The organism is Klebsiella sp. BIGb0149 (assembly GCF_004362605.1).
GTDB lineage: Bacteria > Pseudomonadota > Gammaproteobacteria > Enterobacterales > Enterobacteriaceae > Klebsiella > Klebsiella terrigena.
Genome location: NZ_SNYG01000001.1, coordinates 416,994 through 439,607, shown reverse-complemented (window position 1 = coordinate 439,607; position 22,614 = coordinate 416,994). Strand labels below are relative to the sequence as shown.

The following is a 22,614-nucleotide window of genomic DNA, read 5'->3' as shown; positions in this document are numbered from 1 at the left end:
CATCATGGGGTTTGGAAGAAAAACGGGCGTAATAAAACACCCGTTATTCGGTATCAATTTCCCTTTGGATTTCGCGTCAGGGCAAGGCGGCTAGCCTGGGAATCCCCGGGAGCTTACATACGTAAGTGACCGGGGTGATCAGGTGTCGCCAACGCCGCCATGGCGTGAAAAACATGGAAATTTTAGATTTTACCGACCAGATCTAAGGACGGAGCCAGAGTCGCATCGCCTTCTTTCCATTTCGCCGGGCAAACTTCGCCTGGGTGGGAAGCAACGTACTGCGCCGCTTTGATTTTACGCAGCAGGTCAGACGCATCGCGGCCGATACCTTCAGCGGTAACTTCGATAGCCTGAATGATGCCCTGCGGGTCAACGATAAAGGTGCCGCGGTCGGCCAGGCCTTCGTCTTCACGCATGTTTTCGAAGTTACGGGTCAGGGCGCCAGTCGGGTCACCAATCATCGCATACTTGATTTTAGCGATGGTGTCAGAGCTGCTGTGCCATGCTTTGTGAGTAAAGTGGGTATCGGTGGAAACAGAGTAGACGTCTACGCCCAGCTTCTGCAGCTCTTCGTGATGGTCAGCAACGTCGCCCAGTTCAGTCGGGCATACGAAGGTGAAGTCAGCCGGATAGAAGAAGAAAACGCTCCAGCGGCCTTCGGTGTCTTTCTCGGTAACTTCGATGAACTCACCGTTTTTGAACGCCTGGTTTTTGAAAGGTTTGATTTTAGTGTTAATTAAGGACATCTATACTTCCTCCGTGTTTTCGTTGAGGTCTAAGGTAACGAATTTTTCCTGACCCGACCAATGCGTTTGCATTATCAAATCAATAAGCAATATCTAACAACCGCAACAAGACAGCTTTGTGAACCCGTCGAGACAAGTCGCGCAATCGGCCGTACTCGCCTGGCCGATAAAGTAAAAAGGCCGCCCTTTCAGGCGGCCCTATTACCTGAAATACCCGAGGGTAGATTCAGGGCCAGGCAGGCTGGCTATGCGTTGCGCTCTACATTACCTTAATGTAACAGCATGGGCGATTACACCATCCGCCCTGGCAAAGGGCAATCTGTCCGGGCGCAGGTCTTGCCTATAGCTGCGATAGGTTCCATCATCTGCCGTACCTTCTCCATTGATTTTACAAGGAATAATCATGTTAAAACGTCTGCTTTTCCTGGGTCTTTTACCCTTATGCAGCTATGCAGAAGAGCTCCCTGCCCCCGTAAAAGCGATAGAAAAACAGGGTATTACCATCATTAAACCCTTCGAAGCGCCGGGCGGAGTGAAAGGCTGGCTGGGTAAATATCAGGACATGGGCGTCGCTATCTATCTCACCCCCGACGGCAAGCACGCCATTTCCGGCTACATGTATGACGAAAACGGCGCCAACCTTAGCGAACAGCTGTTCCAGAAGGAGCTCTATACGCCGGCAGGCCAGCAGATGTGGAAGCAGATGGAGGCCGCCAGCTGGCTGCTTGACGGGAAAAAAGAGGCGCCGATCATTCTCTACGTCTTCGCCGACCCCTTCTGCCCGTACTGCAAGCAGTTCTGGCAGCAGGCTCGGCCCTGGGTAGAGTCGGGGAAAGTGCAGATTCGCACGCTGCTGGTCGGGGTTATCAAACCGGAGAGTACGCCGGTGGCCGCCGCCATTCTCGCCAGCCGCGACCCGGCAAAAACCTGGCACGATTACGAAAAATCGGCCGGAAAAATGGACATTGCGATCCCGGCGAACCTCCCCGAGGACAAAATACGCACCCTCAACCAGAACCAGCAGCTGATGGACCAGCTGGGGGCGAACGCCACGCCGGCTATTTACTATATGAATAAAGAAAATATGCTGCAGCAGGTTGTCGGCCTGCCGGAAGCGGATAAGCTGCAGGTGATGATGGGCGAAAAATAAAGCGTCCCGTCATATTTCGCATAGCCAGACTATTCGCCACAAAAGGGTCTGGCTAAATCACTTTTGGTCATATACATTCAGAGTCACCAATAAACCCGACCTTAAATAATTCAGCCCATCAATCACCGCACAAATTAAATACAATAGACAAATAAAATAAAAATAATAATTCGCACCGGACACAGCAACGGAAAGGATGCTAGCCATGGCTAAACTTTACGAACTCAAAAAGTTCGATCTTAACCTACTGGTTATTTTTGAATGTATTTACCAGCATTTAAGTATCAGCCAGGCCGCGGGAACCTTATTTATTACCCCTTCCGCCGTCAGCCAGTCGCTGCAGCGCCTGCGCAATCAGCTCAACGATCCGCTGTTTATCCGCTCCGGTAAAGGGATGAGCCCCACCACCCTGGCGGTGAACCTTCATCGCCATCTCGAGCAAAACCTCAACCAGCTGGAGCAGACGATTAATATCGTCCACGGCGCCGAGCTGAGTAAACGCTTTGTTATTTACAGCCCGCAGTTTTTCCTCTCGCCCTGCTCGGCAACGCTTATCAGCGCGCTCTACGGCGACCCCAACCTGCAGGTGGAGCACCACGACCTTCAGCTCGCCTCGGAGTCGGCGGAGAGCCTGCTCGCCTACCGCAAAGCCGACCTGATTTTTAGCCTCTCGCCGCTTGCCACTCCCACTACCCTGTGCCTGCCGTTTGCGGAAATAGAGATGGTGCTGGTCTGCCGGCGCAATCATCCGCGCATAGCCGACCTCACCTCTGCGAAAGCCATTGCTCGCGAGCGCTTTACCGACTATCTGACCAAAGAAGCCGGAATGCAGGCGGTTGACTACCGGCTTGAAAAACTGTTCCCCGAGCGGAATATCGCCTTCAGCAGCGACTCACACATTGCCATCCTCAATATTATTAGCCAGACTGATTTTATCGGTTTTATTCCCAAAGTCGCCTCAGGCCCACCGCTATTTGACCACCGGCTGAAAGTGCTCCCTGCGCCGGCGGATATTCCCCGGGCGATGATTCATATGATTTATAATCGGGTGCAAATGGCCCACCCGGTTTTAGCTTCGCTGATTGAAAAGGCGGCATTGCGATAATAGCGGCCGCCGTTAATTATCGGCCATGTAAATATCTGTCAATAAAGCGGAAAAATTAAAATAATGAAAGCGGTAATAAGCGAGAATTAACGATCGACCTATCACGCCCGGCGATCGTTAATTCTCTCAGCGACCTGATTTCCGCGCGCTACAGCTGGCGCAGACGCTCCGCGGCGGCCAGCAGGGTTGCCGGCTGCTTGGCAAAGCACAGCCGAATCAGCCTGTGCGGGAACGGATCGGCGCAGAACACCGACAGCGGGATCGCCGCCACGCCGATTTCCGTCGTCAGCCAGCGGCAAAAGCTGACGTCGTCGAGATCGGAAACCGCGCTGTAGTCTGCCAGCAGGAAGTAGGTGCCCTCGCAGGGTAATATCTCCAGGCGACTGGCGCGCAGGGCCTCGATAAACAGGTCGCGACGCTGCTGATAGAACGCAGGCAGCTGACGATAGTGCTCCGGTTCGTGACGCAGCATATCGGCGATGGCCAGCTGCGCCGGCGTGTTCACCGAGAACGTCAGATACTGATGCACTTTACGCAGCTCGGCGCTGATCGCCGCAGGCGCGACGCAGTAGCCGACCTTCCAGCCGGTCATATGGAAAGTTTTACCAAAGGAAGAGACCGCTACCGCCCGCTCGCGCAGCTGCGGATGGGCCAGCACGCTGGCGTGTCCCTGCGCCGCAAAGCAGATATGCTCGTAGACTTCATCGCTGACCACGTAAATCTCACGCTCGGCAATCGCCTGCCACAGCGCGGCGAAATCCTCATGCTGCCAGACCGTCGCCGACGGGTTGTGCGGGGTATTGAGGATCACCAGCCGGGTACGCTCGCTCAGCGCGGCGGCAAACTCCTGCCAGTCAACGCGAAAATGCGGCGGCTGCAGGGCAATGCGCTTCAGCACGCCACCGGACAGCTCAACCGCCGGGGCATAGCTGTCGTAGCTCGGGTCAAAGCAGATCACCTCATCCCCGCTACGCACCAGGGCGGTAATGGCCGCATACAGGGCCTCGGTTGCGCCCGCCGTAACGGTCACATCGCTGTTGGCGTCCGGTCGGTAGCCGTAAAGCTCGGCGGTTTTATCGGCGATGGCTTCGCGCAGCGCCGGTACGCCGGTCATCGGGGCGTACTGGTTGGCGCCCTGGGCGACATGAAAAGCCAGTCGCTCCTGCAGGTAGCGCGGCCCGTCAAAATCCGGGAAGCCCTGCGAAAGATTTATCGCCTGATGCTGCTGCGCAAGCGCGCTCATCTGGCTAAAAATAGTGGTGCCCAGTGAAGGGAGTTTACTCTCAGGAATCAGTGGCTTATTGCTCATTTTGTTATTACCGATTGTAATGCCGTTGTTGAAGCCACTATAACACGATGTTAATATTTGGCAATCGAGACGCTTAGACGTCTATATGCGCCGTTATGCAAAAAAGCCGCAGCGCGCTTTGCACAATGCCGTGTATAAATAATGAGGTCTGGCCGGCTACCGTCTGCCGCCACCGTCAATGCGGCGTAACGCCCACTCTGGAGAAACCATGATCCGCGCCATCGTGACCGATATTGAAGGTACCACCAGCGACATTCGCTTCGTACACAACATTTTGTTTCCGTACGCCCGTGAACGGTTAGCAGGCTTCGTGACCGCCCAGCAGTACGCTGAGCCGGTCAAAACGATCCTTGATAACCTGCGTCACGAAATCGCCGCCCCCGCTGCCAGCACCGCCGAGCTTGTCGAGACGCTGTTTGCCTTTATGCAGGAGGATCGCAAATCCACCGCGCTGAAGGCGCTGCAGGGGATTATCTGGCGCGATGGCTACCTGAACGGCGACTTTACCGGCCATCTGTACCCTGATGTTCTGCCGGCGCTGGAAAAGTGGAAGTCACAGGGGATTGATTTATATGTATATTCCTCAGGCTCGGTCGCTGCGCAGAAATTGTTATTTGGCTACAGCGACGAAGGTGATATTACTCATCTGTTCAGCGGCTATTTCGATACCCTGGTAGGGGCGAAGCGTGAAGCGCAGTCCTACCGCAACATTGCTGAACAGCTGGGTCATCACCCCGCCGCCATCCTGTTCCTTTCCGATATCCATCAGGAGCTGGATGCCGCCGAGGAGGCCGGTTTTCGCACCCTGCAGCTGGTACGCGGCGATCGCGACCCCGCCAGCCATCATCCGCAGATTCAGCGTTTTGACGACATTCATCCGGAGCAGATACCTGCATGAGCGCATTAACGATTTTTTCTGACCACGACGCCGCAACCGCCATCTGGCACAGCACCGACGGCGAAGAGATTCAGCAGCAGCTAAACGCCAAAGGCGTCCGCTTTGAACGCTGGCAGGCCGACCGCGACCTGGGCATCGCGCCAGCGCCGGAAACGGTGATTGAAGCCTACCAGCACGCCATTGACAGGCTGGTTGCCGAAAAGGGTTACCAGAGCTGGGACGTTATCAGCCTGCGCGCGGACAACCCGCAGAAAGAGGCGCTGCGCGCGAAGTTTCTCAACGAACATACCCACGGTGAAGACGAAGTGCGTTTCTTCGTCGAGGGCGCCGGGCTGTTTTGCCTGCATATCGGCAATGAGGTGTTCCAGGTACTGTGCGAGAAGAACGATTTAATCTCCGTCCCCGCCGACACGCCGCACTGGTTTGATATGGGCTCGGAACCGAACTTCACCGCCATCCGCATTTTCGATAATCCGGAAGGCTGGGTGGCGAAGTTTACCGGGGATGATATTGCCGACGCCTACCCGCGCCTGGCGTAGTCGTCTTCGTCCAGCCCGGCGGCTCTGCGCCGCCGGGCTGCCGTTCAGGACAGCGCGTCCGCGCTGATAAACGCCGGCGGATCGAACGCGGTAATGGGCGGCAGCGCCTCACGCCACGGGACAATCTCAACCCAGCAGCTCTGCGCGCTACAGCCCTGACCCAGTCGCGAGCTGCCGCGATCTTCGGTCAGCACGTTCGGATTACCGTGCTTATCCAGGGAGCCTTTTTCGCTGGGGTTCAGCGGATCGTACCAGGCGCCGGTGGCCATCTGCACTACCCCCTGACGGATCCCTTCGCTGAGATGCACCCCGGCCAGAATCGCGCCGCGGGCGTTATGCACCTTCACCACGCTGCCTTCGGTTACACCCCGCGCCTGCGCATCCTGGGGATGCATCCACAGCGGCTCGCGCCCCTGAATTTTGGTCGCCCGGCTGACGCTACCGTGATCGTACTGGCTGTGCAGACGCGTGCGCGGCTGGCTGGAGAGCAGATGCAGCGGCCAGCGGCTGGCCTCTTCCCGCTGCCAGCTCGCCTCTTCTTCGTCCCACCACGGATGGCCCGGGCACTCGCGGTAGCCGAAGTCGGCGACGGTTTGCGAGAAGAGCTCAATCTTGCCGGACGGCGTGGAGAGCGGCGAGCCCAGCGGGTCGGCGCGAAAGTCGGCCAGAAAGACCTGCGGCTGCTCCGGCGCGCTGTACTCCAGCACCCCCTGCTGCCAGAAATCATCAAACGACGGCAGCTCAATGCCCTCTTCCCGGGCCCGCGGGCGCGACTCATCATAAATATGCCGCAGCCACTCCTCGACGCTGCGCCCTTCGCTGAAGCGCTCGCCGCAGCCTAAGCGGGCGGCAAGATCGCAGAGAATCGCGTAGTCGTCGCGGGCTTCCGCCACCGGCGGGATCTGCGCGCTCATGGCAATCATAAATCCGTCGTGCCCGCCGCTGCCGATATCCTCCCGCTCGAGGGAGGTGGTCACCGGCAGCACAATGTCGGAAAACTTGGCCTGCGCGGTCCAGTACTGCTCGTGCACCACTACCGTTTCCGGCCGTCGCCACGCCTCGCAGAGCTGGTTAAGGTCCTGATGGTGGTGAAAGGCGTTGCCTCCCGCCCAGTAGACCAGGCGGATATCGGGGTAGCGCAGATGCTGGCCGTCAAACTCATATTCGCCGCCGGGATGCAGCAGCATATCCGCCAGCCGGGCCACTGGGATCGCGCTGTTAACCGCATTTTTCCCCGCCGGCAGACGAGGGCCGGAAAAGGCTTTGCGCGCCGCGCCCGCCAGGTTGGTACAGGCGTAGCCGAAGCCCAACCCGCCGCCCGGGGTGCCTATCTGTCCCAGCAGCGCGGTCAGGGCGACCGTTGCCCAGTAGGCCTGCTCCCCCTGGCGGGCGCGCTGGATGGACCAGGAGATATTAACCATCGTGCGCTGGCTGGCCATCTCGCGCGCCAGGGAGATAATCTGCTGCTCGGAAATCCCCACGATTTCCGCCGCCCAGCGCGGCGTTTTTGCCACCCCGTCGCGCTCTCCCAGCAGATAGGCGCGGTAGGGAGCAAAGCCCACCGTGTGGCTGGCCACAAAGCCGCTGTCGTACAGGGATTCGGTAACCAGGACGTAGCACAGCGCCAGCAGCAGCGCGGTATCGGTCCCCGGATGCACCGGCAGCCACTGCGCCGAGCTCACGGCGCTCAGATCGTTGCTGACCGGGCTGATATTGACGAAGCGCGTGCCGTTGGCCTGCATCTTCTCCAGCCAGTGCTTCAGCATATGATCGTTGGCGCCGCCGCCGCTCACCTGAGAGTTGCGCAGCGGCAGGCCGCCAATCGCCACGAACAGCTGACACTCCCGCGCCAGCTCAGAGAAGTGCGTATGCTGACGATGCAGCGGGCTAAGGGGCCCCAGCACGTGCGGCAAAATACGCTCGCCGGCGGCGCTGCTGTAGGTATTGGTACTGGCGGTGTAGCCGCCGAAAGATTTCAGGAAACGATGCAGCTGGCTCTGGGCATGGTGGAAGCGCCCGGCGCTGGCCCAGCCGTAGGAGCCGCCGTATATGGCTTCGTTCCCGCAGCGCGCCTTCACCGAAGTGAGTTCACGGGCCAGCAGGTCGAGGGCGACCTCCCAGCTCACCTCGACAAAGGGCTCTTTGCCGCGACCTTCTCGCGACGCGGGGCCGTTTTTCAGATAGCCGGCCCGCACCGCCGGACGACGAATGCGCGTATTGCCGGTGACCGCATCGGTGAGGGACTGACCGATGCGCGAGGGATTTTTATCCCAGGCGACCGGCACGACGGCGTCAATGGCGCCATCGCGGGTTTGCACCTGCCAGGTCCCCCAGTGCATCACCGCCAGATTATGTTGTTTATTCATGTTGCCCGTTTTGTTGTCACCCGATAAAGGCCGCTATAATAAGTCGGGAGCTGGCTGAAGATAAAATGCCGATGACACTATAATATCCTGTCACTTTAGCCGATAACCATCCGCATGACGCGAGCCCTGGGTTATATTCACCATATCCCACCATAAATATAGCCATCATTAAGCAGCAATTACCGTTTGCAATAAAAGTCGGCGCTTTTACCTTATACCCACAATATAAACATGCCTTAATTTCAGCATCATGAAATATTTTCAGGTTATAGCGGGTAAAATTAAGTTTTCCTGCCCTATTCCGTCGATATACCATTATTGGTATAACTTAGACATATTTTGTATTTGAGGTTGCGTGGTCGTTATTGTCATGCTACGAATCCGCAAACACCTTCATCACAGGACTATAATAAGAATGTCGCAGAGAAAAAAATTACTGCCCGCCGCCCTGGGTCTGATGACGCTCGTCTCCGTCAGCGCCTCCGCCGCAGAACCCTTGTCGCTACAGGGGAAAACCATCGGCGTCGCCGTTGTCGGTACCCAGCACTTCTGGGATCGTGAAGCCTATAAAGGCGCCACCGAAGAGGTTGAAAAACTGGGCGGTAAAGTCATCGGCGTTGACGGCGGTCGTGATAATCAGGTACACGCCAATAACCACGATATTTTATTATCACGCAAGGTTGATGCCGTAATTAGTATTCTCGGTGACAGCGCCGTTGAACCTAAATTTAAAGCGCTGCGCGATGCCGGCATCCCGGTATTTACCGTGGACCACGTGTCTAAATACTCCGTCAATAACACGACCTCCGACAACTACACCCTGGGTTCAACCATTGGCCGCTATATGGCCGATGAATTAGGCGGCAAAGGCAACGTTGCGGTATTTAATGCGTTCTCCAGCTCGCTGCGAATTTGCGGCATCCGCTACGACCAGTGGAAATATGTCCTTAAGGATTATCCGGATATTCATATTATTCAGCCGGAGCTGGCCGAACAGTTTGCCAACTCCCCGGAAGATGCGCGTAAGAAAACCCTCGAACTGCTCAGCCAGTATCCGAAAGGCAAACTGGACGCTATCCACGTCGCCTGCTGGGATCAGCCGGCCATCGGGATCGTGCAGGCTCTGGAAGAGACCGGCCGCGATAAGGACGTGAAGGTCACCGCCATCGACGCCGGTCCGGAAACCCTGGAGATTATGGCCGAGCCCGGCAGCCCGTTCGTCGCTAACGTCGCCCAGCAGCCGCATCTGATTGGCCAGACGTCGGCCGACAACGTCGCGCACTACTTCGCTAAGCAGGCTCTGCCGCTGCAAACCTTTATTCCGGTGGTCCCGGTGAAGGGCCCGCAGGAAGCGAAAGCGGTCTACAAACAGCTGGGATATGGCGAACTGCAGTGATTAATCAACCCCTCGGCGGGGAGCGCCCCGCCGCTGGTCTGGTCATGAGCCAGATCGGCAAAAGCTTTGCCAACGTGACTGCATTAAATGCGGTCACGCTGCTTCTTAACCCCGGTGAAATTCACGGTCTGATCGGTGAAAACGGGGCCGGAAAATCCACCCTGATCAAGATCCTTGCCGGCGTGTACCAGGCCGATAGCGGCAGCGCCACCCTCGACGGCGCGCCGATCCCGTTCGGCAACCCTGCCGCCATTGAAGCGATGGGCATCCGGGTTATCCACCAGGAGCTCAACCTGATCGCCCATTTCACCGTGGCGGAGTCCGTTTTTCTCGGCCAGGAGTATCGCCACCGCTGGGGCGCGCTGGACAGAAAGCGCATGAACGCCGCCACCGAGGCCTTTTTCCGCGATAGCTGGCAGCTGAGCATTAACCCGCGGCGGCTGATTCGCGATCTCAGCCTTGCCGAACGTAAGCTGGTGCAAATCGCCCGGGCGCTGATCGACGGCGCCGCGAAGCTGGTGGTGTTTGACGAGCCTACCGCGCCGCTGGAAGCGCAGGAGGCCAGCCTGGTCTCCTCGGCGATCCTACGCCTGCGCGAGCAGGGGATCGCCATTCTCTATATTTCCCACTATCTGAACGAAATCGCCGCCCTCTGCGATCGCGGAACCGTGCTGCGCAACGGCGAGGTGGTGGGCAACCCTGACCGCTCGCTGCTGCAGGATACCGATGCGCTGATCAAAATGATGGTCGGCCGGGAAATCGAGCAGCTCTATACCCCGCGCCAGTCCGCGCCGCCTGAAGCCGACGCCAGCGCGCCGCTGCTGTCGGTTCGCGCGCTCGGCGACGGCCATCAGCTGCGCGATATTACCTTTGATATTCAGCCCGGCGAAATCGTCGGTATCGCCGGGCTGCTGGGCGCCGGGCGCGACGTGCTGGTTGACCTTCTCTATGGACTCAAGCGCGTGGACGGCGGCGTCATTAGCATCGACGGTCAGCCGCGTCGCATCCGCACGCCGAAGCAGGCGATTCGCGCCGGCATGGCGCTGGTGCCCCGCGACCGCCGCCATCAGGGGCTGATCCTCCCCTTCTCCACCGCCGATAACATTAACCTGGCCTCCCTGTCGGACACCGCCACCCTCGGCTGGGAGCACCGGGGCCGGGCGCTGGAGAAAGCCCGCAGCTGGATTGAGCAGCTCTCTATCCGCCCCGGCCGCCCGGAGCTGCCGGTGCGCTTGATGAGCGGCGGCAACCAGCAAAAGGCGATTCTGGCCCGCTGGCTGGGCACCGATGCGCGGCTCTTTATTCTCGATGAACCGACCCTCGGGGTCGATATCGGCGCCCGCAGCGATATCTATCAGCGTACCCGCCAGCTGGCGGATCGCGGACGCGCGGTGCTGGTCTCCTCCAGCGATGCGCCGGAGCTGCTGGGATTATGCGATCGGATCCTCGTGATGTGGCGCGGCGAGCTGGTGGCGAATCTCACCACCCGGGGGCTGACGCTCGACGCCCTGCTGGCAACGATTAACGGTGGACAGGAACAACAGCTATGAGTACGGGTATCCAGCGCCGCGGCCTGCCGGGCATGACGACGCTTATTGAAAAATTTCCGCTGATCCTCTTCTTTGCCCTGCTGGTCTGGCTCAGCCTCCAGTCGCCCTTCTTTTTAAGCTGGCAGAATATCAGCATGATGCTGGTGCAGAGCGTGCCGCTGGCCATTCTCTGCTTCGGACTGGTTTGCGTGATTGCCGTCGGCGGCGATGACGTGGTCACCGGCGGGATCGACCTCTCGCTGCCCGCCATCGCGGTGCTCGGGGTCGCGCTTCTGAGCCTCGGCATGGTGGAGTGGCAGATCTCCTATCTGTGGCTCCTCCTCCTGCCGCTGGCGGTGTGCCTCGCCTGCGGGGCGATCAACGCCGGGCTGGTGCTGGTCGCCGGGCTGCCGCCGCTGCTGGCAACGCTCTCAACCTCCGTGGCCTTTACCGGCCTGACCGATTTGCTCACCGGCCAGCGGCGCATTGCGGTCAGCGATCCGCTGATGGTCGCTTTTCGCGACCAGTCGCTGCTCGGCATCCCCTGGCCGCTGATCTACCTGCTGGCGGTATTCGCCCTGTTCCAGCTGCTGGTACACCACTCGCGCTTCGGCCAGCATCTGCAGGCGGTCGGCGGCAACCGCGATATGGCGCAAATGAGCGGGCTTAACGTGCGCCGGCTGACGATTTACGTCTGGCTGCTGGCCGGCATCGCCGCCGGCCTGGCGATCCTGCCGCTCTTAAGCCAGGGCTCGGGCAGCTCCAGCGGTACCGCCACGCCGCTGCTGCTGGAGACCGTACTGGCAACCTTTATCGGCGCCGCCTTCTCGCGCCGGCGCGTCGTCACCATCTGGGGCGCGCTGCTTGGCGCGGTGCTGGTCAACGCCCTCTCCAACGGCCTCGGGCTGCTGGGGGTCAATATTTTCTGGATGGGCGCCATCAAAGGCACCCTGATCCTTATCGTGCTGGCGGCGTCTGCGGTCAGACATCACGGAGGCAATCAATGAGCCAGCTGACGCTCAAATCCTCATCGCCGCAGCAGACCGCCGGCGGCCCGCTGGCCTATCTGTCGCGGGCGGGCTTCGGCATTATCACCCTGCTGGCCATTGCCCTGTTCGGCTGGGCCAACCCGGTATTTCTCACCGTTGATAACTGGGCCAACCTGCTCCAGGGCAGCGCGATTCTGCTAATTGTGGCGATGGCGATGACCCTTATCGTCAGCACCGGGGCCATCGATCTCTCGGTGGGCGTCGCGCTCGACTTTGGCGCCGCCTTTGCGCTGGTGGCCCTGAAAACCTGGCACCTGCCGTGGCAGGCCGCGGTGGGCTACGCCCTGCTTGGCGGGACGATCATCGGTCTGCTGAACGCCTTTCTGATCCTGATTTGCCAGATCCGCCCGTTCCTTGCCACCCTCGGGACCTGGTTTATTGCCAGCAGCGTCGAGCGGATCTACACCGACGGCGGCGGCTCGATCGCCTATCGCCGGATGGCGCCGGAGTACCACGATCTGGCAGTGGGCAATATCGCCGGCATTCCGACGCCGGTGGTTATCGTGCTGGCGCTGTGGCTGGTGGCGTGGCTGATTACCGAACGCACGCTCTTCGGCAAGTACGTTCGCGCCATTGGCCAGAACGGGGAAGCAGCGCGGATCGCCGGGATCCGCGATCGGCTGACCATGCTGTGGGTGCTGGTGGCGGCTTCCGCCATGTGCGCCATCGGCGGCGTGATCCTCTCCGCTAATCTGCGGCAGTTTACGCCGCTGGCCGGCCAGTCCTATCTGATGGATGCGATTGCCGCCGTCTTTATCGGCACCGCCTTTAACCGCCAGGGCCGGGCCAGTATCGCCGGTACCCTCGGTGGGGTGCTGTTCCTCGCCATCATTGATAACGGCCTGAACCTGATGGGTCTTAACTACCTGGTCAAAGACGCGCTGGTCGGCGTCATTCTGGTGGTCGCGCTGGCCCTCTCTTTCTGGCAGGCGCGTCTGCGTCAGCAGCATCGTTAACGGAGTATCTATGGCAGCCTTTGACGCCGTTTTTGTCGGCCTGACGATCCTTGATATCGCCGGCCGTCCGGTTCTCGACATCCCGCCCCGCGGCGGGGTGGCCTTTATCGAACAAATTCGTCTTAACCCGGCGGGCACCGCCGCGGGGGCGAATATCAACGCCGCGAAGCTCGGCGTTCGCACCGCCGCCGTCGCCTGCCTTGGCCACGATGAAAAGGCCGATTTTATTCTCGCCAGCTACGCGCGCCTGGGAATTGACTGCTCGCTGATCCAGCGCACGACGCAAAAGGAAACCTCGGCAACCATCCTGCCTATCCGCCCGAACGGCGAGCGGCCCGCGCTGCACTGTCGCGGCGCCTCGGATGCACTGTTTGTCAGCGAAGAGGCCTTTGCCTCGATTCTCGACTGTCGCTTCCTGCATCACGGCGGCACGGGTCTGCTGGCGGCGATGGACCAGGGTCAGAGCGCGCGGCTGCTGGCGGCGGCTAAAGCGCGCGGCGTCACCACCAGCTTCGACCTGATCGCCCCCGATGAGCGAACCCTGGATCTGCTGCGCCCGCTGCTGCCGTCGGTAGACTACTTTATGCCCTCGCTGGAGGAGGCCGCCTATCTGTCGGGACGCAGCGAGCCCGCCGAAATCGCCCGTTTCTTCTTCGACCTCGGCGTCGGGACCTGTATTTTGAAAGACGGCGCCAACGGCTCCTGGCTGCTGACTCGTGACGGTCGCGTCGAGCATATCGCCCCCTGGCGCGTAGAGGCGGTGGATACCACCGGCTGCGGCGATAGCTACTGCGGCGGCTTTATTGCCGCCCTGGCCCGCGGGTTGAACGAAAAAGAGGCCTGCGAAGTGGCATCGGCCGTGGCGGCGCTGGTCGCCACCGGCCTGGGATCGGATGCGGGCGTGATCGACTGGGACCACACCCTGGCATTTATGGCCGCGAATCGGGCCGCATAGCCTGCGGCCCCGCGCTTAGCGCCACTGGTATAACAGCGGCTCGCCGGCGGCGTAGCGCTGGAGATCGGCGGCAATCATCGCCGTATGCTTGCTGATGCTTTCGCGGGTCGCGCCGGCAATATGCGGGGTGATAATCACGTTAGCAAACTCGGTGACAAACGGGTGATCGCGCCACAGCGGTTCGCGATGATAAACGTCCAGCGCCGCGCCGCCCAGCGGCCCGTGGCGCAGGGCGTGAATGAGCGCCTCCTCGTCAACCACCGCCGCGCGGGAAGTGTTAATCAGCAGCGCGCCGGGCTTCATGCTGTTCAGCAGCGGCGCGTTTACCAGGCCGTCGCTGCCGGCACCGCTGCTCAGATGCAGGCTGACGATATCCGCCTCGCGGAACAGCGCTTCGAGAGTGGTTTTGCGCAGCCCCGGCTCGTTGATATCCTCGCCCGCCACGAACGGGTCCACCACCAGCACCGCCATACCGAACGCGCGGGCGATACGCGCCACCCGGCGACCAATATTCCCGTAGCCAATCAGCCCCAGCGTTTTATTGCGCAGCTCGCTGCCTTTAAACACCTCGTAAGGGCTCTGCGGGCTCACGTCCCACACCACGTCGCGGCGCAGCCCGGCCTGAGTGACCGCCGCCGCGTTGTCGGCGTTGGTAAACTCGCCGCGCTTCAGCGCCGCGTGCGCCTGCGGGATATGCCGCGCCAGGCTCAGCATCAGCCCAAGCGTGAGCTCCGCCGCCGCGTCGGCGTTGCGGCCCGGCGTGTAGAGCACGCGAATGTCGCGCGCCGCCGCGGCTTTAACGTCGATATTCACCGGATTGGCGCGGGTACAGGCAATCACCTTCAGGCGCGGGCAGGCGGCGATCACCTCTTCCGTCACGTCGTCGTAGCTGGTCACCAGCACTTCGGCATCGTGAGCCAGATCGATCAGCTGGTCGGCGCTGAGCTTCGGTTTGCCCAGCGCCCATCCCTCAACCCGCAGATCGCCCAGCTGGTGGAACGCCGCAAGATCGCCGGAGTGTTCAGCGGTAAATACAATTTTCATTGGTCTGATTCCTGAGAAATACGTTGAAGCGCCTCCTGCCTGGCCTGCCAGACGGGCAGCATCTGTTCGCGTAGCAGGCGATAAACCGGATAGAGCGCGGCGTAGCGGGCGTGCGCCCGCGGATCTGGCTGATAGCGCGTCTGCTCCAGCTGCGGGTAGTGCGAGAGTCCGTTAACGCTGCGGGCTGCCAGAATCGCCGCCCCGCGGGCGCTGAGTTCGTTAAAGGTGCTGGAGACCACCGTTCTGCCGCTGCAGTCGGCAATAATCTGTAGCCAGGTCGCGGAGGCCGCGCCGCCGCCGGTCAGATACAGTTCGCCGCCCTGCGGATAGCCCTGCAGCGAGTCGACAATAGCGTATGCCAGCCCTTCAAACACCGCCCGCTGCAGCTCGGCGCGGGTGGTGTGCTGGCTGATGCCAAAATAGCCGGCCCGCGCGTCCGGGCTATAAAACGGCGCGCGCTCGCCGTTCAGATAGGGCTGCCAGAACACGCCCCCGCTGCCCGGCTCGACGTCGGCAATCGCCCGCTCAAGCTGCTGGAGGTCCGGGCTCAGGGAGATATGCTGCTGCAGCCAGTCGATATTCGGCGTTCCGGCCTGCATCGGGAAGAGGTTAATAAAGCTCCCCGCTTCGGTATGGGTGACGTAGCGCGTTCCTTCGTTCACCGTCTGACGACCGTGGCACACGATGCCGGTACAGCAGGTGGTGCCGAGGATCGTATAGATATCGCCGTCGTTCACCGCGCCGCAGCCGAGCGCCGCGCTGCACACGTCGAGCGCGCCGGCGGCCACCGGCGTACCGGCCACCAGCCCGGTCAGCTCCGCCACCTCGTCGCGCAGGGCGCCGGCCTGCGCATCCGGCGCCAGCAGCGGCGGGAAGAGATGCTGCAGGTCGGCAAGCCCCATTTCATTCAGCACCACCGCCGACAGCTCCCCGCTCTGCTGATTGAGCAGCGAGGTGCTGGCATCGGTGATATCCAGCGCCGCGACGCCGGTCAGGCGAAAGCGGATCCAGTCTTTAGCAAAAAACAGATAGCGCGCCGCCGCCAGCCGCTCCGGCTGATAGTGCCGGAGCCAGCATAGCTGCATGCTGGTATTGCACGGCTGCAGGTGGGTGCCGGTCTCGGCAAAAAAGCGGCGATCGAAGTCCGGGCGGCGCAGCAGATCGCTCATCAGCTCCCGGCTGCGGGTATCGCTCCACAGGATCCCCGGCCCGACCGGCTCGCCCTCGGCATCGCTTAGCCACACCCCTTCGCCCTGCCCGGCAAGGCCAATGGCCCTTAAGCGCCCGCCCTGCAGCTCTGGGCGTTGCGCAATCTGGCGCAAAATAGCGATCACCGACTGCCACAGCTGCGCCATATCCTGCTCGGCGTAGCCGTTAGCCGACAGACGCGGCCCGGTATTCTCCGCCGCGCTGGCCCGCGCCTGAAAATGCTCATCAAACAGCACCGCCTTGACGCGCGAGGTGCCGATATCGATACCCAGATAAAAATCCATGCCTGATCCGATCGCTTATTGAAAATTAGTCGCGCTCGTAGCGGCGACGCATCAGCTCGCACTCGAACAGGAATTCCAGACCTTCCAGCTGACGGCGCGCCTCGTTAATATCTTTCCCCCAGCAGGTCAGACCGTGGCCGCGCAGCAGGAAGCCGTAGCGCAGCGGGCGGGTTTGCGCATAATCTTCGATGCGCGCCGCCAGGGCGTCGATATCCTGATCGTTATCGAAAATCGCCACCGGGACGGTGTCGAGATGGCTGTGCTGGCCGGTCAGCGTTTTCTGCATTTCGTAGCCCTGCAGCGCCAGCGTCCCGCTCTTCTCGATGCGCGACAGCACCGTCGCGTTGACGGTATGGACGTGCAGCACGACGTTGGCCTCGGGGAACAGGCGATAGACCAGGGTATGCAGCCCGGTTTCCGCCGAGGGCTTGCGCCCGGAAGGCGCGGTATTGCTGGCAATATCCACCTGCAGAAAATCTTCGCTGGTCAGGCTGCCCTTATCGCGTCCCGACTCGCTGAGCCAGCACCAGGTCTCATCCTGGCGCACGGACATATTGCCGCCGGTCGCCGGCGCCCAGCCCTTCGCACCGATCCAATGACAGGTGGTGACCAGTTGCGCGAGTCTTTCTTGCCACATAGCAGTTCCTTAGTTTAGCGATGGTATTTGGAGAACCTTTACGCTCGGGGGATGCTGCGGCAGGCAGCGGCGTCGCTGCGCTAAGGCAAAACGGCCAGCAGGATAACCCGAACCAAGGTTCTTTAGCCGTCTAAATGGCTATTTATCCGATACTAACACCGCCTGCCCGGCTGAACAATATTTCAGGAAAGGCTTACATTAAGAATGGTTATATCAGAAACGCATATGAAATTACCGTTTTTAACAGTGATACAACTGAACGTTTTCATAACGCCAATATTACCCGCTGCGGGTCGCTAAAAAGACGGGGGATCGTTCTGCGTACGGCTGGCGTAAATTTCAGCGCCAGCGATAGCGACCGCGCGCGATGGCAAAGTCCGAACGGCTGCTCCACGCTGGTGCAAAACTTTGCACCCTGCACACCATTCTGGCAAAACGGCGCCGTTTAACGCCTTTTTATGTGCACACTGCCCACCCCAATATGTTCCCGTTGCCCCGCTTTTTTTGGCACACCTCTTGCTACCCCTCTGGCATCGCCATTCGGGTGACCACTCAGAGGTTCCACTATGTCAAACAGCAACGATTTCCCGCTCGTCGAAGCGCCGGCCTCAGGACGCAAGGGCCTGTTTTCAATCTCCATGGTTCTGTTCAGCTTTACCTTTTTTACCGGCACGATGTTCGCGGGCGGGAAGCTCGGCGTCTCCTTTTCCATCGTTAACCTGCTGTGGATTGCGGTTATCGGCAACTTTCTGCTGGCCCTCTACGCGGCGTCGCTCGGCTGGATTGCCGCCCGCAGCGGGCTGAACACCGTACTGATGGGGCGTTTTTGCTTCGGCGAGATCGGTAGCAGGCTCGCCGATTTTATTCTCGGCTTCGCCGAGCTGGGCTGGTACGCCTGGGGTACCGCCACGGTGGCTATTTCGCTGGTCAAAATCCTTGCCCTGCCCGAGGCGATGACCATTCCGCTGATGGTGCTGTTCGGCATCCTGTTCTGCGTCACCGCGCTCGTGGGCTATAAGGGGCTGGATGCGCTCTCGCGGGTTTCGGTTCCGCTGATGTTTATCCTGCTGGTGGTCTCGATGTACCTTGCCGCCCACCACGCCGGCGGCTGGCAGGCGATGACCAAAATCGAACCGGGCGAAACCATGACCTGGTCGGCGGCCATCACCATGGTATTTGGCACCTTCGCCAGCGGCGCGACCCAGGCGACGAACTGGACGCGGCTGGCTAACTCCAGCCGCACCGCCATCCTCGCCAGCATGGGCAGCTTCCTTATCGGTAACGGGCTGATGATTGTGGCCGGGGCCTGGTGCGCCATCGTTTATCAGCAGGCCGATATTGTGGAAGTGCTGATTTTGCAGGGGCTCTCCGTCGCTGCGGTGGTCATGCTGTGCCTCAATCTGCTGACGATTCAGGGGCCGACAATCTATAACGTTTCGGCCGCCGCCTGCCACCTGCTGCGCAGCGAACGCCGCCGGACCCTGACCGTTGTCGCCGCCGGCGTCGGCATTCTGCTGGCCATTGGCGGGATGTACGAAATGCTGATCCCGTTCCTGGTTCTGCTGGGCAGCATCATCCCGCCCATCGGCGGCGTGATCCTCGCCGACTACTGGTTTTATCGCGGCGGACGCTATCCTCTGCTGCAAACCGCGCGCTTACCGCGCTTCAACTGGCTGGGCCTGGGCGCTTATGCCGTCGGCGCGCTGGTGGCTTACCTGTCGCCGTGGGTTGCGCCGCTGGTGGGCATCTCCGTCTCCGCGCTGGTCTATATCGTCCTGACCCGCCTGAGCAAACGCCAGCCCGCGGCTGACGCGGCCGCGGAGCAGTAGCCATGAGCCTGACGGTCAGCGAAATCCTCGCGCTGGAGGGACTCTCGGCGATGCGGCTGCGCGCGGGGCGGCAGGGGCTCCAGCTGGCGGTACGCTGGTACTACGTCGCGGAAAATGAAAATATCGCCGAGTGGATCATGGGCGGAGAGCTGGTGTTTATCACCGGAATCAACCATCCCCGCAGCGAGGAGAACCTGATTCATCTGCTGATGGAGGGCAAGCAGCGCGGGATCGCCGGCATGGTGATCCTGACCGGCGACGCCTATATCCAGACGATCCCTCCGCGGTTGATCGCGCTGGCCGACGAGCTGGGCATTCCGCTGATCGAACAGCCCTATCTGCTCAAAATGGTGATCGTCACCGAGCGCATCGGTACCGCGCTGGTGCGCAGCGAAAACGCGCTGCAGTCGCAGCGCGATATTCTGCTACAGCTGTTAACCGGCGACTATCCCGACCTGCAGATCCTGCATCAGCGCGCGCTTCATCAGCAGCTGGATTTTACCCGCCCGCTGCGGGTGGCGGCGCTGCGCCTTGAGGGGATTCAGCGCCTGTTTCGCCAGTTTCCGCCGGAGCAGGCCGAAGCCTGGCTGCAGCAGGCCCGTCGCACCGTGCGCCAGCGGCTGCAGCAGCAGCTTAACCAGCAGGGCAACCCCTTTCCGCTGGTTGAGCGCAGCAATATGTTTCTCTTCCTGCTCCCGGATGAGGAAGGCGAATTTTATCAGCAGAAAAAGTGGCTACAGCAGTGGCTGCTCCAGCTTGCGGAGGGCGATGACGGGCTGTCGCTGCTGTGCGGCCTCTCCGCGCCGGTGCAGGAGCTGCAGGGCTATCAGCGGGCGCTGTCGCAGGCGCGCCAGGCGCTGGATCTCAGCGATACCCTGCGCCCGGCTCAGCGCATCAGCGACTATCAGCAGCTGGGCTTTATCAAGCTGCTCTCCGCCGTCGGCGATCCCACGCTGCTGAGCGATTTTATGCACGACACCCTTGGCTGCCTGATCGAACCCGATCGCAAAAGCCCGTGGCTGCTCATGGAGACCCTGGAAACCCTGCTCCAGGAGAACGGCAACGTGATGAGGGCCGCCGAGCGGCTGGGCATTCACCGCAACACCCTGCATCAGCGTATCCAACGTATTGAAAAGCTGACCCGCTATCCGGTCAGCCATCCGCAGTTTCATCTCAACGCCTCGGTCGCCCTGGCTATCTGGCGTATGTCGCAAAACCATTTACGGGAACAACCATGAAAATTATCAACGCGCGCCTGCGCCATAAAGAAGCTCTCTATACCCTTGAGTTACAGGACGGCATGATTAAAAGCATCGCCCCGCAGGCCGCCGCGCGGGCGGCTGACGCCAGCGATATCGACGCGCAGCAAAAGCTGGTTATCCCGCCGTTCGTCGAGCCGCATATCCATCTGGACGCCACCCTGACGGCAGGCGAGCCGGAGTGGAATATGAGCGGCACGCTGTTTGAGGGCATCACCCGCTGGAGCCAGCGTAAAGAGAGCGTCACGGTAGAAGATACGCGCCAGCGCGCGCTGAAGACCATCGGTATGCTGCGCGATAACGGCGTGCAGCACGTGCGCACCCACATCGACGTCACCGACCCTTCCCTGACGGCGCTGGAGGCGATGCTGGAGGTGAAAAAAGAGGCTGCCGATCTTATCGACCTGCAAATCGTCGCCTTCCCGCAGGAGGGGATCGAGTCGTTCCCCGGCGGACGAGAGCTGATGACCCGCGCCATTGAAATGGGCGCCGACGTGGTGGGCGGCATTCCGCACTACGAGAACACCCGCGACAAGGGCGTCAGCTCGCTGGTCTTTCTGATGGATCTGGCCCAGCGCCACGGCTGCCTGGTGGACGTGCACTGCGATGAAATCGATGACCCGCAGTCGCGCTTTCTCGAAGTGCTGGCGGAAGAGGCTCGGGTACGCGGCATGGGCGCGCAGGTCACCGCCAGCCATACCTGCGCGATGGGTTCCTACGATAACGCCTACTGCTCGAAGCTGTTCCGCCTGCTCAAGGCGTCGGGCATCAACTTTATCTCCTGCCCAACCGAAAGCATTCACCTGCAGGGGCGCTTCGACAGCTGGCCAAAACGCCGCGGCGTGACGCGGGTGGCGGAGCTGGACCGCGCCGGGATTAACGTCTGCTTTGCCCAGGACTCCATTCAGGACCCCTGGTACCCGCTGGGCAACGGCAACATCATGCGCATCCTCGATGCCGGGCTACACATCTGCCATATGCTGGGGTATGAAGATTTGCAGCGCTGTCTCGATTTGATTACCGATAACAGCGCCCGGGCGCTGTGCCTCGGCGATAATTACGGTATCGCCGAAGGCCGCCCGGCGAACCTGCTGATCCTCGATGCGGAAAATGACTATGACGCCGTGCGGCGTCAGGCCAAAGTGCTGACCTCCATTCGCCGCGGCAAAATCATTCTGCAGCGCCAGCCGGAGCAGATTCGCTATCCGGCGGCAGACCCGCGCCGTTAGCCAATATTTGGCGCAAATGCGCCGGCCGCCACCTGCTCGCGGGTAACGACGCCGCTGTCCAGCACCCAGCCGCTGATTAATGCCGCAGGCGTGACGTCAAACGCCGGGTTATAAACCGATGCATCCGCCGGCGCCCACTGCACCGCGCCGAAGCTGCCGGCCACGCCGGTCACTTCCGCCGCCGCGCGCTGTTCAATAGGAATGGCCTCGCCGTTCGGGCAGCCGCGGTCGAGCGTGGTTTGCGGCGCGGCGACATAGAACGGAATACCGTGATATTTCGCCAGCACCGCCAGCGAATAGGTACCGATTTTGTTCGCCACGTCGCCGTTGGCGGCAATGCGATCGGCGCCAACCCACACCGCATCGACCTGCCCTTTAGCCATCAGGCTGGCGGCCATCGAATCGGTAATCAGCTGATAGGGCACCCCCAGCTCGCCCAGCTCCCATGCGGTCAGACGGCCGCCCTGCAGCAGCGGGCGCGTCTCGTCGACCCACACGTTCGCCACCAGGCCGCGCTGATGGGCCAGCGCGATCACCCCTAACGCCGTGCCCACCCCTGCGGTCGCCAGGCCGCCGGTGTTGCAGTGGGTCAGCAGGCGACTGCCCGCTTTGACCAGGCTGACGCCGGTTTCCGCGATGCTGGCGCACAGCTGCTTATCTTCAGCGATCAGGCGCAGCGCTTCTTCTTCAAGGGCCGGAATATAGTTCTCTTTCGCCAGCGCCAGCTTCATGCGGTCGAGATTATTCATCAGGTTGACCGCCGTCGGACGCGCGGCGCGCAGCGTATCCAGCGCCTGCGATAGCTCATCGCGGGTCAGGCCGCGCTGCGCCAGAAGCGCTAACAGCAGACTGGCAGAGAGACCGATTAACGGCGCGCCGCGTACCCGCAGAGCGTGAATATGGTCAACCAGTAACGAAACGTTATCTGCCGCCAGCCAGCGTTTTTCCTGCGGCAATGCCTGCTGGTCAAGAATAAAAAGCTGATTTTCGCTTACCCGCAGGCTGGTGGTCTGTAGTGTCTGCATGTCGTTAAATCCCTGTTGCGTTGTTGTATCACATTGTGTCAGGATGGAATCCAGAAGTATAGACGTCTGAACGGCTTAACCGGAACTTTTGAGGATCGAG

Annotated in this window: 20 protein-coding genes; 13 read left to right on the top strand and 7 right to left on the bottom strand. The window is 60.7% G+C overall.

All coding sequences use genetic code 11. The features are described 5' to 3' along the window. Positions 1 to 182 precede the first annotated feature (182 nt). Positions 183 to 746 (bottom strand): alkyl hydroperoxide reductase subunit C, encoded by a 564-nt coding sequence (ahpC, locus tag EDF75_RS02055; RefSeq protein ID WP_045854446.1) that lies wholly within the window; start codon positions 744 to 746, stop codon positions 183 to 185. Positions 747 to 1,149: 403 nt separating this feature from the next. Here ahpC and dsbG point away from each other — a divergent pair, with 403 nt between their 5' ends. Together dsbG and citR are read left to right on the top strand one after the other, a co-directional pair. Continuing rightward, positions 1,150 to 1,896 (top strand): thiol:disulfide interchange protein DsbG, encoded by a 747-nt coding sequence (dsbG, locus tag EDF75_RS02050; RefSeq protein ID WP_133596790.1) that lies wholly within the window; start codon positions 1,150 to 1,152, stop codon positions 1,894 to 1,896. Positions 1,897 to 2,101: 205 nt separating this feature from the next. Next, a complete protein-coding gene (citR, locus tag EDF75_RS02045) occupies positions 2,102 to 3,001 on the top strand; it encodes a DNA-binding transcriptional repressor CitR (protein WP_133596788.1) in 900 nt (299 codons plus the stop codon). Between the two features lie 148 nt (positions 3,002 to 3,149). On the opposite strand, the gene EDF75_RS02040 is transcribed toward citR, so the two are convergent. After that, positions 3,150 to 4,295: a pyridoxal phosphate-dependent aminotransferase gene (locus EDF75_RS02040; RefSeq protein WP_166646131.1), complete on the bottom strand. Its 1,146-nt coding sequence runs from the start codon at positions 4,293 to 4,295 to the stop codon at positions 3,150 to 3,152. Between the two features lie 223 nt (positions 4,296 to 4,518). Between EDF75_RS02040 and mtnC the strand changes: the two genes are divergently transcribed. Together mtnC and EDF75_RS02030 are read left to right on the top strand one after the other, a co-directional pair. Further along, the gene (mtnC, locus tag EDF75_RS02035) at positions 4,519 to 5,208 is read left to right on the top strand and encodes an acireductone synthase (RefSeq protein WP_133596786.1); all 690 of its coding nucleotides are present in this window, start codon (positions 4,519 to 4,521) and stop codon (positions 5,206 to 5,208) included. Then, complete coding sequence (locus tag EDF75_RS02030; RefSeq protein WP_133596784.1) at positions 5,205 to 5,747, top strand: 1,2-dihydroxy-3-keto-5-methylthiopentene dioxygenase; 543 nt, start codon at positions 5,205 to 5,207, stop codon at positions 5,745 to 5,747. The genes mtnC and EDF75_RS02030 overlap by 4 nt, the downstream gene beginning before the upstream one ends. 44 nt (positions 5,748 to 5,791) lie before the next feature. Here the strand turns inward: EDF75_RS02030 and EDF75_RS02025 are convergent, their stop codons facing one another. Beyond that, positions 5,792 to 8,113: a molybdopterin-dependent oxidoreductase gene (locus EDF75_RS02025; RefSeq protein WP_133596782.1), complete on the bottom strand. Its 2,322-nt coding sequence runs from the start codon at positions 8,111 to 8,113 to the stop codon at positions 5,792 to 5,794. Positions 8,114 to 8,528: 415 nt separating this feature from the next. Between EDF75_RS02025 and EDF75_RS02020 the strand changes: the two genes are divergently transcribed. The 5 genes from EDF75_RS02020 to EDF75_RS02000 are packed head-to-tail and all read left to right on the top strand — an operon-like array spanning position 8,529 to position 13,998. Next, positions 8,529 to 9,509: a sugar ABC transporter substrate-binding protein gene (locus EDF75_RS02020; protein WP_076944913.1), complete on the top strand. Its 981-nt coding sequence runs from the start codon at positions 8,529 to 8,531 to the stop codon at positions 9,507 to 9,509. A gap of 44 nt (positions 9,510 to 9,553) precedes the next feature. Continuing rightward, complete coding sequence (locus EDF75_RS02015; RefSeq protein WP_166646130.1) at positions 9,554 to 11,059, top strand: sugar ABC transporter ATP-binding protein; 1,506 nt, start codon at positions 9,554 to 9,556, stop codon at positions 11,057 to 11,059. Further along, a complete protein-coding gene (locus EDF75_RS02010) occupies positions 11,056 to 12,045 on the top strand; it encodes an ABC transporter permease (RefSeq protein WP_133596779.1) in 990 nt (329 codons plus the stop codon). Before EDF75_RS02015 ends, EDF75_RS02010 begins: the two co-directional genes overlap by 4 nt. After that, the gene (locus tag EDF75_RS02005) at positions 12,042 to 13,043 is read left to right on the top strand and encodes an ABC transporter permease (protein WP_133596777.1); all 1,002 of its coding nucleotides are present in this window, start codon (positions 12,042 to 12,044) and stop codon (positions 13,041 to 13,043) included. The genes EDF75_RS02010 and EDF75_RS02005 overlap by 4 nt, the downstream gene beginning before the upstream one ends. A gap of 10 nt (positions 13,044 to 13,053) precedes the next feature. Continuing rightward, entirely contained in the window at positions 13,054 to 13,998 is a 945-nt protein-coding gene (locus EDF75_RS02000; RefSeq protein ID WP_133596775.1) for a carbohydrate kinase family protein, read from the top strand. A 15-nt stretch (positions 13,999 to 14,013) separates the two neighbouring features. On the opposite strand, the gene EDF75_RS01995 is transcribed toward EDF75_RS02000, so the two are convergent. The 3 genes from EDF75_RS01995 to EDF75_RS01985 are packed head-to-tail and all read right to left on the bottom strand — an operon-like array spanning position 14,014 to position 17,172. Further along, positions 14,014 to 15,042: a 2-hydroxyacid dehydrogenase gene (locus tag EDF75_RS01995; RefSeq protein WP_133596773.1), complete on the bottom strand. Its 1,029-nt coding sequence runs from the start codon at positions 15,040 to 15,042 to the stop codon at positions 14,014 to 14,016. Further along, positions 15,039 to 16,535: an FGGY-family carbohydrate kinase gene (locus EDF75_RS01990; RefSeq protein WP_133596771.1), complete on the bottom strand. Its 1,497-nt coding sequence runs from the start codon at positions 16,533 to 16,535 to the stop codon at positions 15,039 to 15,041. The genes EDF75_RS01995 and EDF75_RS01990 overlap by 4 nt, the downstream gene beginning before the upstream one ends. Before the next feature lie 25 nt (positions 16,536 to 16,560). After that, positions 16,561 to 17,172, bottom strand: coding sequence for a methylthioribulose 1-phosphate dehydratase (locus EDF75_RS01985; protein ID WP_095094944.1), 612 nt, complete (start codon positions 17,170 to 17,172; stop codon positions 16,561 to 16,563). 134 nt (positions 17,173 to 17,306) lie between these two features. Between EDF75_RS01985 and EDF75_RS01980 the strand changes: the two genes are divergently transcribed. The 4 genes from EDF75_RS01980 (at position 17,307) to codA (ending at position 21,489) form a co-directional block, all read left to right on the top strand. Further along, positions 17,307 to 17,621 carry a hypothetical protein gene (locus tag EDF75_RS01980; protein WP_133596769.1) on the top strand — a complete coding sequence of 105 codons (315 nt, stop codon included), beginning with the start codon at positions 17,307 to 17,309 and terminating at the stop codon, positions 17,619 to 17,621. A gap of 117 nt (positions 17,622 to 17,738) precedes the next feature. Continuing rightward, the gene (gene codB, locus EDF75_RS01975) at positions 17,739 to 19,001 is read left to right on the top strand and encodes a cytosine permease (protein ID WP_133596768.1); all 1,263 of its coding nucleotides are present in this window, start codon (positions 17,739 to 17,741) and stop codon (positions 18,999 to 19,001) included. 2 nt (positions 19,002 to 19,003) lie between these two features. Beyond that, on the top strand, positions 19,004 to 20,239 hold the full coding sequence (locus tag EDF75_RS01970) for a PucR family transcriptional regulator (RefSeq protein ID WP_133596766.1): 1,236 nt from the start codon (positions 19,004 to 19,006) through the stop codon (positions 20,237 to 20,239). After that, positions 20,236 to 21,489, top strand: coding sequence for a cytosine deaminase (codA, locus tag EDF75_RS01965; RefSeq protein WP_133596764.1), 1,254 nt, complete (start codon positions 20,236 to 20,238; stop codon positions 21,487 to 21,489). The genes EDF75_RS01970 and codA overlap by 4 nt, the downstream gene beginning before the upstream one ends. On the opposite strand, the gene mtnA is transcribed toward codA, so the two are convergent. After that, positions 21,486 to 22,514, bottom strand: coding sequence for an S-methyl-5-thioribose-1-phosphate isomerase (gene mtnA / locus EDF75_RS01960; protein ID WP_095094934.1), 1,029 nt, complete (start codon positions 22,512 to 22,514; stop codon positions 21,486 to 21,488). The genes codA and mtnA overlap by 4 nt on opposite strands. Positions 22,515 to 22,614: the final 100 nt, after the last annotated feature.

Coding starts and splice junctions, on each gene's coding strand:
- ahpC (WP_045854446.1), bottom strand. CDS start 746: ATGTCCTTAATTAACACTAAAATCAAACCTTTCAAAAACCAGGCGTTC.
- dsbG (WP_133596790.1), top strand. CDS start 1,150: ATGTTAAAACGTCTGCTTTTCCTGGGTCTTTTACCCTTATGCAGCTAT.
- citR (WP_133596788.1), top strand. CDS start 2,102: ATGGCTAAACTTTACGAACTCAAAAAGTTCGATCTTAACCTACTGGTT.
- mtnC (WP_133596786.1), top strand. CDS start 4,519: ATGATCCGCGCCATCGTGACCGATATTGAAGGTACCACCAGCGACATT.
- EDF75_RS02030 (WP_133596784.1), top strand. CDS start 5,205: ATGAGCGCATTAACGATTTTTTCTGACCACGACGCCGCAACCGCCATC.
- EDF75_RS02025 (WP_133596782.1), bottom strand. CDS start 8,113: ATGAATAAACAACATAATCTGGCGGTGATGCACTGGGGGACCTGGCAG.
- EDF75_RS02020 (WP_076944913.1), top strand. CDS start 8,529: ATGTCGCAGAGAAAAAAATTACTGCCCGCCGCCCTGGGTCTGATGACG.
- EDF75_RS02015 (WP_166646130.1), top strand. CDS start 9,554: ATGAGCCAGATCGGCAAAAGCTTTGCCAACGTGACTGCATTAAATGCG.
- EDF75_RS02010 (WP_133596779.1), top strand. CDS start 11,056: ATGAGTACGGGTATCCAGCGCCGCGGCCTGCCGGGCATGACGACGCTT.
- EDF75_RS02005 (WP_133596777.1), top strand. CDS start 12,042: ATGAGCCAGCTGACGCTCAAATCCTCATCGCCGCAGCAGACCGCCGGC.
- EDF75_RS02000 (WP_133596775.1), top strand. CDS start 13,054: ATGGCAGCCTTTGACGCCGTTTTTGTCGGCCTGACGATCCTTGATATC.
- EDF75_RS01995 (WP_133596773.1), bottom strand. CDS start 15,042: ATGAAAATTGTATTTACCGCTGAACACTCCGGCGATCTTGCGGCGTTC.
- EDF75_RS01990 (WP_133596771.1), bottom strand. CDS start 16,535: ATGGATTTTTATCTGGGTATCGATATCGGCACCTCGCGCGTCAAGGCG.
- EDF75_RS01985 (WP_095094944.1), bottom strand. CDS start 17,172: ATGTGGCAAGAAAGACTCGCGCAACTGGTCACCACCTGTCATTGGATC.
- EDF75_RS01980 (WP_133596769.1), top strand. CDS start 17,307: ATGGCTATTTATCCGATACTAACACCGCCTGCCCGGCTGAACAATATT.
- codB (WP_133596768.1), top strand. CDS start 17,739: ATGTCAAACAGCAACGATTTCCCGCTCGTCGAAGCGCCGGCCTCAGGA.
- EDF75_RS01970 (WP_133596766.1), top strand. CDS start 19,004: ATGAGCCTGACGGTCAGCGAAATCCTCGCGCTGGAGGGACTCTCGGCG.
- codA (WP_133596764.1), top strand. CDS start 20,236: ATGAAAATTATCAACGCGCGCCTGCGCCATAAAGAAGCTCTCTATACC.
- mtnA (WP_095094934.1), bottom strand. CDS start 22,514: ATGCAGACACTACAGACCACCAGCCTGCGGGTAAGCGAAAATCAGCTT.